The organism is Sorangium sp. So ce1335 (assembly GCF_051521615.1).
GTDB lineage: Bacteria > Myxococcota_A > Polyangia > Polyangiales > Polyangiaceae > Sorangium.
This window is the reverse complement of the sequence record NZ_CP150363.1, coordinates 11,697,226-11,709,882: the sequence shown is the minus strand read 5'-3', so window position 1 is coordinate 11,709,882 and position 12,657 is coordinate 11,697,226. Positions and strand designations below refer to the sequence as shown.

General features: G+C 67.3%; 11 protein-coding genes. 10 read left to right on the top strand and 1 reads right to left on the bottom strand.

Translation table 11 applies throughout. The features are described 5' to 3' along the window. Nucleotides 1-565: 565 nt before the first annotated feature. The 10 genes from WMF24_RS43780 (at nt 566) to WMF24_RS43735 (ending at nt 12,199) form a co-directional block, all read left to right on the top strand. Nucleotides 566-2,212, top strand: coding sequence for a GH3 auxin-responsive promoter family protein (locus tag WMF24_RS43780; protein ID WP_437733424.1), 1,647 nt, complete (start codon nt 566-568; stop codon nt 2,210-2,212). Between the two features lie 621 nt (nt 2,213-2,833). After that, entirely contained in the window at nt 2,834-3,082 is a 249-nt protein-coding gene (locus tag WMF24_RS43775) for an acyl carrier protein (protein WP_437733423.1), read from the top strand. Then, on the top strand, nt 3,082-4,701 hold the full coding sequence (locus tag WMF24_RS43770) for a class I adenylate-forming enzyme family protein (RefSeq protein ID WP_437738924.1): 1,620 nt from the start codon (nt 3,082-3,084) through the stop codon (nt 4,699-4,701). Before WMF24_RS43775 ends, WMF24_RS43770 begins: the two co-directional genes overlap by 1 nt. A gap of 12 nt (nt 4,702-4,713) precedes the next feature. Further along, nucleotides 4,714-5,496: an SDR family NAD(P)-dependent oxidoreductase gene (locus WMF24_RS43765; RefSeq protein ID WP_437733422.1), complete on the top strand. Its 783-nt coding sequence runs from the start codon at nt 4,714-4,716 to the stop codon at nt 5,494-5,496. Further along, a complete protein-coding gene (locus tag WMF24_RS43760) occupies nt 5,493-6,854 on the top strand; it encodes a UbiD family decarboxylase (RefSeq protein ID WP_437733421.1) in 1,362 nt (453 codons plus the stop codon). Before WMF24_RS43765 ends, WMF24_RS43760 begins: the two co-directional genes overlap by 4 nt. Before the next feature lie 48 nt (nt 6,855-6,902). After that, entirely contained in the window at nt 6,903-7,880 is a 978-nt protein-coding gene (locus WMF24_RS43755) for a phytanoyl-CoA dioxygenase family protein (protein ID WP_437733420.1), read from the top strand. Nucleotides 7,881-7,883: 3 nt separating this feature from the next. Next, nucleotides 7,884-9,596 carry an FAD-binding protein gene (locus WMF24_RS43750; RefSeq protein ID WP_437733419.1) on the top strand — a complete coding sequence of 571 codons (1,713 nt, stop codon included), beginning with the start codon at nt 7,884-7,886 and terminating at the stop codon, nt 9,594-9,596. 14 nt (nt 9,597-9,610) lie between these two features. Beyond that, complete coding sequence (locus WMF24_RS43745) at nt 9,611-10,483, top strand: alpha/beta hydrolase (protein WP_437733418.1); 873 nt, start codon at nt 9,611-9,613, stop codon at nt 10,481-10,483. Next, entirely contained in the window at nt 10,473-11,576 is a 1,104-nt protein-coding gene (locus WMF24_RS43740; protein WP_437733417.1) for a mandelate racemase/muconate lactonizing enzyme family protein, read from the top strand. The genes WMF24_RS43745 and WMF24_RS43740 overlap by 11 nt, the downstream gene beginning before the upstream one ends. Further along, nucleotides 11,573-12,199 (top strand): UbiX family flavin prenyltransferase, encoded by a 627-nt coding sequence (locus WMF24_RS43735; RefSeq protein ID WP_437733416.1) that lies wholly within the window; start codon nt 11,573-11,575, stop codon nt 12,197-12,199. Before WMF24_RS43740 ends, WMF24_RS43735 begins: the two co-directional genes overlap by 4 nt. Here the strand turns inward: WMF24_RS43735 and WMF24_RS43730 are convergent. Further along, nucleotides 12,182-12,610 carry a PaaI family thioesterase gene (locus WMF24_RS43730; RefSeq protein ID WP_437733415.1) on the bottom strand — a complete coding sequence of 143 codons (429 nt, stop codon included), beginning with the start codon at nt 12,608-12,610 and terminating at the stop codon, nt 12,182-12,184. The genes WMF24_RS43735 and WMF24_RS43730 overlap by 18 nt on opposite strands. Nucleotides 12,611-12,657 lie beyond the last annotated feature (47 nt).

The window sequence follows — 12,657 nt, the reverse complement described above, 5'->3', positions numbered from 1 at the left end:
CGAGGTGACGGCCTGGCCGTGGTCACCGACGGCCATGCGCCCGAGCTGCTCTTATCGAAGTCCTGACCCGCAGAGTCCACGAGCGCGACCTCCACGCGCGCCAGCCAGGTCGGGCCACCCGTGCTGGGTGCCCGGTCGGCGGCGTTGGCTGGCGTGGGCGACCAACGCCCCCCTGGCGACCGCCTCGTTCATGACCCGACGATGACATTGCACGTGCCTTGCGTGCGAGCATTTCAACGACCGGCGCCGTCATCGCACGAATTCGACGTGCAAGTATTCAGAAGCTACGGCCAGGCGCGACGAATTGCTGCCGTGCACACAATTTTAACTTGAGGTAATTCCGGCCACATGTAAATGGTTGCCCGCGACGAGGCGCCGTGCCTTCGACGCCTGAGCACCGGCGCGCCCTGGCGCTGCCTGTCGCGGCGAGAAGCGGCCGAGGCGCGCGGCTCGGCGATTTCGTCCGTCTGTCAAACGATCGTCATTCGGTTCTGGCTTGCGTACCCGAGGGGAGGGGCGGCTGGCCTCGGCTCCTCCGGGATTCTCATCACTCGGAGGTCGTAACTTGGCTGTTGAGCGCGATATCGACGTTCTGCTGGATGGGCTCGTCCGCCCAGACGATCTGCAGGAAGATTGCCTGCTGAATCGGATCGTCAGGCCGAACGCCCGCTGCGAGTACGGGAGGGAACATCGGTTCGAGGAGATCCGAACGGTCAGCGACTATCAACGGAACGTACCTATCGTCACGTACAGCGACATCGAGCGTCAGATCGCGCGGATGGCGGATGGCGAGCCCGGCGTCCTGACCACCGAGCCCGTGCGCCGGTTCTTTGCGACCAGCGGCTCCACGGGCGCCGCGAAGCTCGTTCCGGTCACGTCGAGCCTCATCGCCGACAAGGCGCGCGCGTTCGGCGTCTACTGGGGACTGCTCTTCCAGAGCCACCCGGACGCCGACAGCGGGAAAGTCGTCGGAAATTTCTCCGACAGCGCCGGCGGCGGCAAGGTCGCCTCGGGCCTCCCGCTCACCTCGGAGGGCGCCTACTGGAACGCCGTCGGCGCCGCGACGCAGAAGCGCGGGCGGTCCCCCTTGCCGAGGTCCGTCAGCCAGATAGCGGACTCCGACAGCCGGTATTACACGGTGGCCCGCATCCTCCTCGAGGAGGAGGTCTCCCTGCTGATGGCGCTCAACCCGAGCACCCTCCTCCTCCTCTTCCGGAAGCTGAACGCGTACGTCGAGGATCTCATCAGGGACGTCGAGCGGGGCGGGCTCAGGAGCGACCTCGCGGTGAGCGCAGAGGTCCGGGACCACATCGCCGCCAGGTATGCGGGGAACCCGGCGCGCGCCAGCCAGCTACGCAAGCTCATGAGGAGCACGGATCCCGTCCTCGCCGCCCACGAGGTGTGGCCGACGCTCAAGCTCGTCGTCTCCTGGCGAAGCCCGATGCAGCAGCCTTATCTGCGCCTGCTCGAGCCGCACCTGGCGTCGATCCCTCAGCGCGACTACATCCTCATGGCCTCGGAGGGCGTCATCGCGATCCCGACGGAGGACCGGACGAGCGGCGGCGTGCTCGCCACTCCATTTCATTTCTACGAGTTCATCCCGGAGGAGGACGTCGGGTCGTCGAGCCCGCGCGTCCTGCTCGCGAGCGAGCTCGAGGTCGGCAAGAGCTACGTCGTGCTCCTGAGCACGACCGCGGGGCTGTACCGGTACAACATCGGGGACGTGCTCCGGGTCACGGGGATGAAGGAACGCACGCCTGTCGTGGAGTTTCTCCACCGGAGCGGATCGACGTGCTCGATCACCGGAGAGAAGCTGACCGAGGAGCAGGTCGTCCAGGCGATGAACGCCGTCGTCCCCCGGTTCGGGCTAGCGGTCGAAGGGTTCACGCTCCATCCAGCGCTCGACGGCTTCCCTCATTATACCCTGCTCCTCGAGCCCTCGGGTTCCCCCACGGTCCAGGAGCTCCGCGCGCTCCTGCGCGCGTTCGACGTGGAGCTCGCGGAGCGGAACATCGAGTACAGCGCCAAGCGAAGGTCCGAGCGGCTCGGGCCGCCCGAACTGTGGGTCGCCAAGAAGGGCTCCTACGACGCGCGTCGCCGGAGCAGGATCGCGGCTGGCGCGAACGACGCGCAGATCAAGCCCATCCACCTCACGCGCAACGCCAATTTTTCTGCCGATTTCCAGGTGAGCGAACGAGTCACCGGGGCGTAGGCCACGGCTGACGCACGCCGCGGCGTGGGCCGCTCGCGCGGCGCGCGCTCGCCAGGTGAGCACATTTCTCGCGGGTAACGCCGCCGCGCCGCCCTGCTCTATCGCCCGCTGACGTCGACCCCATGCGGGTAGGCGACGGTCAGCGCGTCCGCGGCGCGCCGTCGTGTGGAAGCGCGAGCCGGTCGCGTCGACCGTTGAGCCTCTCGTCGATGGCTGGCTCGTTCCGCTCGGGGATCGACGGGAGCACGGCGGCGACGCGGGAGACGCCGTCGCCATGGAGCGGTCATGTCACGGTCTCCTCGTGACACGCCACGATCGGGTCGTGCGGGCCACGCCGCACGATGGCTCAATGGTTGGACCGCGCGTCGCGACGCCACGGCTGGCAAAGCAACATTTTGCCGCGTGGCATTTCCCCCGATACCGACAACACGTCATGAAGAGCACTTGATTTATGTTTTTGATCGTTTAATGGATGGTTCCCACGAAACGAACCAAACGTTTCGGGGGACCCCGGGGGAAGGGGTGGCAGACCAGGCACAGTGATGTGACGCTGGTACGAAAGTCTCGTGGAGCCGATGGCTCCACGTCCAAGGGGGGATACCGTGCGACGGAGGACATCCAATGGAACTCGTTGAGCAGCAGCTTCTGACCCACATCAAGGACGACCTCGCCTCAAGCTTCAAGGGCGACATCCATCCTGATACGGACCTCGCCGGCATCATCGACTCCACGGCCATCATGGAGCTCGTGGTGTGGATCGAGGGCACGTTCGGCTTCACGGTGGAGCTCGACGACATCAACCCGGAAAACTTCGGGAGCGTTCGCCGGCTCAGCGACTGGGTCCGGAGGAACACGGGAAAGGCGGCGTGATGCTCATCCATGATCTGCTGACCGCGGCCGCGAGGCGGTCACCTGACAAGCTCGCGGCGGTGTTCAACCGAGAGCAGGCCACGTTCGCCACGATCCGGGAGCGGAGCCTGAAGGTGGCCGCCCGCCTGAAGCGCCTCGGCATCGGTCCCGGCTCGCGCGTCGCCGTCCTCTACGACAACAGCCTCGCCGCGCTCGTGTTCTACTGGGGCGTGCTTCAGAGCGGCGCGGCGACCGCCGACGTCTCGACGACCGCAGGACAGGCGGTGATCGAGGGGGTGCTGGAGGAGCTGCGGCCGGACGCGCTGGTGGCCCAGCCGCAGCTCCTGAGGAGGATGGTCACGGAGGGGTGGAGCGGGTGCCCGAAGGTCCTGCTCAGCACGACCGAGGCGTCGGACGCCATCGCTCCGCTCCTCGCGGCCGGCACGTCGTTTCACGCGCTCGAGGAGATCCTCGAGACGGAGCTCGAGGCGGATCGGCTGCCGCGCCCTGACCCGTCGAGCGTGGCGATGATCATCTACACGTCGGGAACGACGGGGCGCCCGAAGGGCGTGATGCTCAGCCACGCGAACCTGCTGTTCAACGTGACCGCCTTCAACGAGCGAATCGGGCTCACGAGCGAGGACAGCCTGCTCCTCGTCGCGCCGCTCAACTACATCCACGGGCGGATACAGCTCCTTACCCATACGATGCTGGGGGCGACCATCTTCTTCTCGGCCGGCTTCCGGTTCCCCCAGGAGGTGGTGCTCGAGCTGGAAAAGTACGCTCCTACCGGCTTCTCGGGGGTGCCTTTCCACTTCTCGACGCTGCTGGCCAACAGCAAGCTGAAGACGACCCCGCTGCCTCGCCTCCGGAACCTCATGATCACCGGCGGGGCGCTCCCGCCTCATCGCCTCCGCGAGCTGCAGGACGCGGTTCCGAACGCCGCGCTTCACGTCAACTACGGTCTGACCGAGTCGTCGCCGAGGCTCACCTACCACGGTCCTTCGCACGAGGTCTTCGCGCGCCCGACCTCCTGCGGGCGCGCGCTCCCAGGGGTCGCGATAGAGATCGTCGGCGCAGACGGGCAGCCTCTTCCTGCCGGGGTCGTCGGCGAGGTCGTCGCGAGCGGGCCCGGCATCATGAAGGGCTACGTCTCGGGGGACGAGCGCACGTCGGGACGGATCGACGCGCAGGGGCGGCTCAGGACGGGCGACCTCGGTTACCTCGACGCCGACGGATACCTGTTCCTCTCGGGCAGGAGCTCCGAGATGATCAAGTCGGCCGGCGAGCGCATCTTCCCGCGGGAGATCGAGGAGGTGCTGCAGGCACACCCGAGCGTCGGCGAAGCAGCGGTGTTCGGCGTGCCGGACCCGGTGCTCGGGGAGCGCATCGTCGCTTGCGTCGTTCCGGCGCCCGGCCACGCGCCCAGCGTCCAGGCGCTCAAGACGCACTGCCTGAAGTCGCTCTCGTACGTGCGCACGCCGAAGGAGATCTACGTCGTTCAGGATCTACCGAAGACCGTCTCTGGGAAGACCATCCGTGACGCGCTTCGGGCCAGGGTGCTCTCCTCCCTCGGCGATGCTCCGCTCGCCCAGGTCCCGAGCGCGAGCCATGTCGTTCAACAAGCAACCAACCTCTGAGGGAGGACGCGCGTGAAGATCGATCTGAAGGACAAGGTCGTCCTCGTCACCGGAGCCGGCCGTGGGATTGGACGAGAGATCGCGCTGATGTCGGCCGAGGCCGGCGCCAGCGTCGTTCTGGCGGCGCGATCGCGGGACCAGCTCGACGAGGTCGCCTCGACGATCGAGTCGATGAGCGGCGCGGTGAGGGTCGTCCCCGTGGATCTCCGTGAGCCAGGCGCGACAGACGAGCTGATCAAGGCGACCGTCGCCCGGTTCGGGAAGGTCGACGTGCTCGTGAACAACGCGGGCGCGAACAGCATCGCCAACCTGGTGATGTCGAAGGAGGAAGACTTCCGGGCCGTGTACGAGCTCAACGTGCTCGCGGTCTACCGGCTGACCAAGGCGGCGGTCCGGCACATGATCCGCGCGAAGTGGGGGCGCATCATCAACATCTCCTCCGTGTCGGCGAAGTACGGCTCCGCTTACAACAGCGCCTACGCGTCGTCCAAGGCGGCGGTGCTCGGCTTCACCCGCTCCGTGGCGCGCGAGACGGCGCAGCTCGGCATCACCTCGAACGCGATCTGCCCGTGGCACGTCAGGACCGAGCTGGTCGACGAGGCCATGGGCAGGCGCGCGAGGATGTTCGGGAAGACATCCGAGAGCTACCTGGCCGATATCGTCGCCGCCAGCCCGATGAAGAGGCTGATCGAGGCGCGAGAGGTCGGCAGCCTGGCGGTGTACCTCATGTCCGACCTCGCGGCCGGGATCACGGGACAGTCGCTCAATGTGTGCGGCGGGACGATGATGGAATGAGCGACCTGAGGAGCTTCCTCGAGCGCGTCAAGAGGGAGCGGCCGACAGACCTGCTCGAGATCGAGCGGGAGGTCGATCCGCGCTTCGAGACGACCGCCACCCTGATGAAACTCGAAGAGCGGCAGCGATCGCCGATCCTCGTTTTCAAGAAGGTCAAGGGCACCACCTTCCCCGTGGCGACCAACGTGTGCGGGTCGACGGGCCGGCTCGCGCTCGCGCTGGGGTGCCCGCTGAAGGATGTCTCTGCCCGGTACGCGGAGGGGATCGACGCGCCGATCAAGCCGAGGGTGACGAGCGACGCGCCCGTTCACGAGGACATCGCGGTGGGCGCGGCGGTCGATCTCCACCGGCTGCCCGCGCTCGTCTACCACGAGCACGACACCGACAGGCCCTACATCACGGCGGCCATCGGGGTCGCGCGCGACCCCGAGACCGAGCACGTCAACCTGAGCTTCCATCGCCTGATGATCGCCGGCCGTGACACCACGGGCATCCTGATGGAGCCTGGCAAGCACCTCGACCGCATCTTCCAGAAGTACCGCAAGGCGGGCGCGCCGATGCCGATCGCGTTCTTCATCGGCGCGCACCCGGCGTGGTCGCTCGGCGCGCTCTACTCCGGACCTCTCGAGGAGTACGACGTCATCGGCGGGCTCCTGAAGGAGCCGCTCCCCGTGGTCGAGTGCGTCACGCAGCGCGGGCTGCACGTGCCGGCGCGCGCCGAGATCGTGCTCGAGGGGTTCGTCTCGCCCGACGAGCTCATCGACGAGGGGCCGTTCGGCGAGTGGCCCGGCTTCAGCACCGGGGTCACGAGGACGCCCGTCTTTCACGTGACGGCGATGACGATGCGGAATGACGCCATCTTTCAGGACGTGGTGAGCGGTCATGTCGAGCACCTGATCCTGGAAGTCCCCGCGATCGAGAACCGCGCGCTCAGGAACGCGCGCGCCGTCGCCCCGGGCGTGACGGCCTTCTCGCTGATCGCCCCCTTCACGTCGGTCGTCGCGCTCAACAAGACGTCGGAGGACGAGCCGAAGCGGCTCATGGACGCGCTGCTCACGACGGACATCCAGGCCAAGCACCTGTTCGTCGTCGACGCGGACGTGAACATCGGCGATCTCCGCGAGGTCCTCCGCGCGGCCGGGCTGAACACGCAGGCGACGCGCGACGTGTACATCTATCCCGACGAGCAAGGGTCTCCGCTGGACCCCTCGTGCGCGTCGCACCTCGCGAGGACATCGAAGATGGGCATCGACGCGACCCGCCGGCTGAAGCCGGCGCGCCGCACGACCCGGAACAGCGTGCCCGCGAGCGTGCTCGACTCGATCGACGTGAATGAACTCTTGAAACGCCGCGCTTGATAGGGAGATCCCGACGAGCGCCTGCTCCACGCCTCATGGAGGGCAACAATGCAACCAGGACTCATCGCGAAGACAAAGGAAGGCCTCACCGTCCACGTCGAGACGACCCCGTCCAGCGACGGGCCGGACTGGCGTGACGAGGAAGCGTTCCGCGCGCATTACCGGACCCATGGATACGCGGTCGCGCGCGGGCTCCTCCCGCCGGAGCTCACGGACGAGGTCGTCGACTTCTTCCGGGCGGAGGTCAAGCCTTACCGCGGCCCGATCCTCCGGCAGCTCTCCGTCCGCATGGAGGAGAACAAGTTCTCCCCGGAGGGGTTCATGACCAACACGATCCTCAGCGTGCAGGATCTCACGGCCGAAGAGCTCAGGAATTTCCGGCGCAGCAGCCTCGATGTGCTCACCCATGAGCGCGTCCAGCGCGTCCTGAAGAGCCTGCTCGGCGAGCCGGCGAAGTGCGTCGAGTCGATGTACTTCGAGTCGAACTCCCGCGGGACGATCACCCACCCGGATCACCATTTCATGGACGCATCCATCCCCGGCGAGATGGTGGCCGCCTGGTACGCGCTCGAGGATATCCATCCCGGGGCAGGTCGCTTCTACATCATGCCAGACAGCCATCTCCTCGGCACCGACGCGCCGCGGTTCGCGCACCTCAAGAGGTTCTACGAAGAGTACGAGGCGCTCTCGCTCAAGACCACCGGCAAGTTCCAGGACAACGCCTCGGAGACCAACGCGGCGCTCCGCGTCGAGCACTCGCGGATGCTGGGCAGAGGCCTGGCCGAGCTCTCGTTCTATGCCCCGCTGATGCGGAAAGGCGACGTCGTGTTCTGGGGCTCGCGCGTGCTCCATGGCAGCTTGAAGCCCGACGATCCGAGCCGGACACGGAACTCGCTGACGGCTCACTACATCGGACGCTCCCAGGGATATGTTCAGTACGGGGCGCCGGCCGAGCTCTACCTCCAGGACGTGAACGGCATGCCCATTCATCACCTCCGGCCTGCGCGCTCGCAGAGAGAGGATTGATCCGTGAAGAACTACGAGACGGACGTTTTGATCGTCGGCGGGGGCGGCGCGGCGACCGCCGCCGCCATCAGCGCGCACGAGGCAGGCGCGCGGACCACCATCGCCGTGAAGGGGCGCTTCGGCCTCCCCGGCGCCCGCGGCGCCGGCGCGACGTCGAACCCGCTCGCGGATTTCTGGACGATCCGCACCGTCGGGCCGAAGGGCGGGCTCTTCAATCCGCCTGACCTCGTGCATCGCGACATGGTCCAGGTCGGGCTCGGCATGGCGGACGCCAAGCTGTGCCGCATCTTCGTCGAGGAGGTGGCTGACGCGATCAAACGACTGCGCACGATGGGCCTGGAGCTGCAGAGCAAGATGCTCGCGGTCATCCCGGCGGTCGCGAAGTCCGGCGGCACCAACAACATCGTCGCGCTCCAGAAGGCGGTGATCGAGAAGACGAACACCCAGGTGATCGAGCACGCCAACCTGACCGACCTGCTCGTCGAGCGAGGCCGCTGCTTCGGGGCCGTCGGCGTGGACGACGCGGGCGAGCCCTTCCAGATCCGGGCAGGGGCCGTCGTCCTCGCCACCGGGGGCGTCGGGCAGCTCTTCAAGTACAGCTTCAATCCGCCTGGCAACACCGGTGACGGTTACGCGATGGCGCTGCGCGCTGGCGCCGAGCTCTTCAACATGGAGTTCATGCAGCAGGGCATCGCGACGACCTGGCCTTGCCAGGCGATGGTGATGCTGTACGAGATGCCCGAGCCGTATCGCCTCTTCAACCGCGACGGGAAGTCGTTTGTCCAGAACTACCTGCCGGAGGGGGTGACGCTCGAGGAGGTCTCCAGGTGCAAGGCCATGCACTGGCCGGTGAGCTGCCGCGACAAGGCCATCCACCTTGATCGCGCGATCCACGGGGAAGCACTGGCCGGCCGCGCGACGGCGAACGATGGGGTTTATCTGGATCTCTCGTCCGCGCGCCGAGGTTTCTTGCCCGAGATGTTCGTGCACTACATGGCGGGCTTCGACATCGACCTCAAACGGGATCTGCTCCAGATCCAGAACCATCACCATACGAGCAACGGCGGCATTCGCGTCGACGTACACGGCCAGTCGAGCGTGCGGGGGCTGTTCGCGGCCGGCGAGGCGATGGGCTACCAGGGGGCAGATCGCCTCGGCGGCACGATGCTCGGCGGCTCGCAGGTCTTCGGCTTCAGGGCTGGCAGAAAGGCGGCGGAGGTGTCCAGGGAGCGCCCGGATTGCAGGGCCGACTCGGCGATGCTCGACCGGCTCCTCTACGAGCCGCTCGCGCGCCTCGCCGAGGCGAGCGGGCCAGCCCGCCCCGGCGACCTGCTCGAGCCGCTCCAGCGGAGGATGTGGGCCGAGCTCCTCGTCGACAAGGACGCGGCCAGCCTCAACCACGCGCTCCAGTTCGTCCTCGACGACCGCGAGCGGCTGGCGAAGCGGATCCGCATCGTCGAGCCGATGGACCGGGTGACCGCGCTCGAGCATCGGAACCTGCTCGACGTGGCGGAGGCGATCATCCGGGCTGCGTCGATGCGCACCGAGAGCCGCGGCTCGCACTACCGGTCGGACTACCCCGAGCGCAACGACGCAGCATGGCTGACCAATATCTTCATCACCCGAAGGAACGGCCAGCTCTCCCTGGAGAAGAAGTGGGTCAACGAGGAGTGGTCCGACCATCCGGGGGACGTACGCATCCTGCCATGGGGATGAGCGGGTCGCGGTCGATGGCTTTCGCGCCGGTGCAGCGATCGGTCGTGTGCGGGGACGGCTATCGACTCCGCTACCGGACGTGGTCGCCCGAGGGAGCTCCCCGGGCGACGCTCGTCCTGCTGAACGGCGTGATGAGCCATTCCGGCTGGTTCCAGCCACTGGCCGGGCCCCTGGTCGGTGCGGGGCTGAAGCTCGTCGGCGCGGACCGACGTGGCACCGGGTTGAACAAGGAGGCGCGCGGCGACGCTCCCTCGGCGAAGGCGCTCGTGGACGACGTGAAGAGCATCCTCGACGCAGAGCGCGTCGCCGGCGCCCCGGTCCACCTGGTCGGCTGGTGCTGGGGCGCGGTGCTCGCGATCAACGTCGTGGCAGAGCACGAGAGCTCCTTCGCAAGCCTCGTGCTGCTGGCCCCCGGCCTGTACCCCACAGAGGCGCTCAAGCGTCGGATGAGCGATCAGGAGGAGGTCCGCAAATCGAACCCTCCTGAGAGGCCTTGCCTGGAGAGCCCGATCCGCGAGGACATGTTCACGAGCGGGCCTTGGCTGGCGAGCTTCATCGCGACGGACGAGGATCGCACCCAGCATTTCTCGCCCCGGTTCCACGGCGTCATGACGAAGATGGCGATGGGCGCCGCGGCCCGGCTGAGGCACGTCGGCCTCCCGATGCTCGTGGTCCTGGCCGACGAGGATCGAGCGACAGACAACGCGCAGACCGAGGTCGCCCTTGGCCGCCTCACGAGCACGAAGGTCTCGATCGAGCACGTTCGGAGCGCGCACGGCATCCAGTTCGACGCGCCGGACGAGCTCGCGCGCATCCTCGTCTCGTGGACACGGACGGCAACGAAGGCGGCCACGCAGCCCCGGAGGAACGACAGCCGTGCTGGTTGAGAGCTTCGAGCTTCATCGCATCCAGATCCCGCTGAAGACCGCGTTCAAGCACGCGCGCCACGAGCGGACGGCGACCGACGCCGTCATCGTGGCGCTTCGATCCTCGGACGGCGAGGTGGGCTTCGGGGAGGTCCTTCCCCGCGACTACGTCACCGGCGAGACGATCGAGGGCGTCCTGAGAGAGCTCGGTCCGGCCATGGGCGCTCGCTTCGTGGGCCAGCGGTTCACGCGGCGAGATGAGGTCGTCCACCATCTCCGTCGAGAGCTGGACGCCGCCGGGCGACACCTCGCGACGTTCTCCGGGTTCGAGCTCGCCCTCCTGGATCTCGCGGGGAAGTCGCTCGGCTTCGCGCTCGGCGACGTCCTCGGCGGCGCCGTCCGTCCTCCGCTTCCCGCCGGCGTCGTGATCGGCTTCGAGGTCGAGACGACGGCGCTGCCCAGGTACTGCGCAGTCGTGCGCCTGTCGGGCAGGCGTCATATCAAGGTGAAGGTCGGCCTTCCGGACGACCGCGAGCGCCTGACGATCGTGTCGAGCCTGCTGAAGACGCCGCTCCGCATCGACGCCAATGGCGCATGGGCCTCGGCCGAGGAGGCCATCCGCAGCCTCCGCGCGATGCGGGAGATCCAGATCGCCTCCGTCGAGCAGCCCCTGCCCCCGCGGGATCTCGAGGGCGCCCGGCGGATTCGTGAGGAGCTGGGCCTTCCGGTCATGGCCGACGAGGCGGTATGTACGCTGGAGGACGCCGATCAGCTGATCCGCGCGCGCGCCGCCGATATCTTCAATATCCGCCTCGGCAAGTGCGGCGGAGTCCTCGGATCGCTGCGGCTCGTCGAGCGGGCCCGGGCGAGCGGGCTCCGCTACCATCTCGGGACGCTCGTCGGTGAGACGGGCCTTCTCACGCGCGCCGCGGAGGTCTTCGGCCGCTGCGTGCCCGGGTTCGACTGCCTCGACGGCAAGGCGCAGAACGAACACCTCCTGAGCGAGGATATCCTCGACAACGCTCGCGACGCGGTGGAAGCCCCCGTTCTGGCCGCCGGTCTGGGCGTGCGGGTCTCGAACGATCGACTTCTAAATCACGTGGTTTCAACATGAACCGAAAGCACATCATCGTCGCCCTGACGGGCGCGTCCGGCGGCATTTACTTCCTCCGGACAGTCCGCGCGCTCCTGAGGGACGGGCACCGCGTCGACCTGATCATGTCGAAGTACGGCCTGCTCACGCTGAAGGAGGAGACGGACTTCCGGGATCACGACGGCCAGTTCATCGACTATCTGTACCGCAAGTACGGCGACGAGGTGCGACGCGGCGAGGTCGTGACCTATGCCCAGCACGATCAGACGGCGCCCATCGCCAGCGGCTCGGGCAGCATCGATGGAATGGCGATCGTGCCGTGCACGATGAAGACGCTCTCCGGGGTCGCGCACGGGTCGTCCGGGAACTTGATCGAGCGCGCGGCGGACGTCATGCTCAAGGAGCGAAAGCGGCTCGTCCTCGTGCCGAGAGAGGCGCCCTACAACCTGATTCACCTGAAGAACATGGTCGCGGTGACGGAGGCGGGCGCGGTCGTCCTCCCCGCGAGCCCCGCCTTCTATCAGCGCCCCGAGACTCTCGATGATCTCGGCGATTTCATCGCGCAGCGTGTGCTCAAGCTCTTCGGCATCGACGCAGAGCTCTCTCCGAAGTGGACGGGGCTCCGCTCACCCGCGAGGACGTGAGCTCTCGCCGAGGAACTTCGTCATCCGGCCGCACGCGATCAGCTCCCCTTGCGGCTTGTCCCCCTGGGGCCTGCGCCTGACCTCGACGTCAACGACAGCCAGGGTCAATCCGCACCGGAGGACCTCTGCGTCGATCAGCACCGTGTCGCCAGGCTCGCCGGCCGCCAGGTAGGACACATTGAGGTCGGTCGTCACCCCCGCCCTGCGAAAGTGATCGGCAGTGACGACCGCGATCGTCCCGATGTCGTCGATGAGGGTCGCGATCGCGCCGCCGTGGAGCTTACCGAAGAAATTTTGAACTGATTCGCTGACGGTCAAGCTGGCCCGAACCCGCCCTTTCCCGACCTCTACGAGGTCGAGGCCGGTGAGCGAGCGGTCGAATCCGGCCTCCAGCATCGATTGAATATCCATGAGCACAGTATAGCTTGTCCACGGCAGCTCGCCCACCCCCGTTGTCG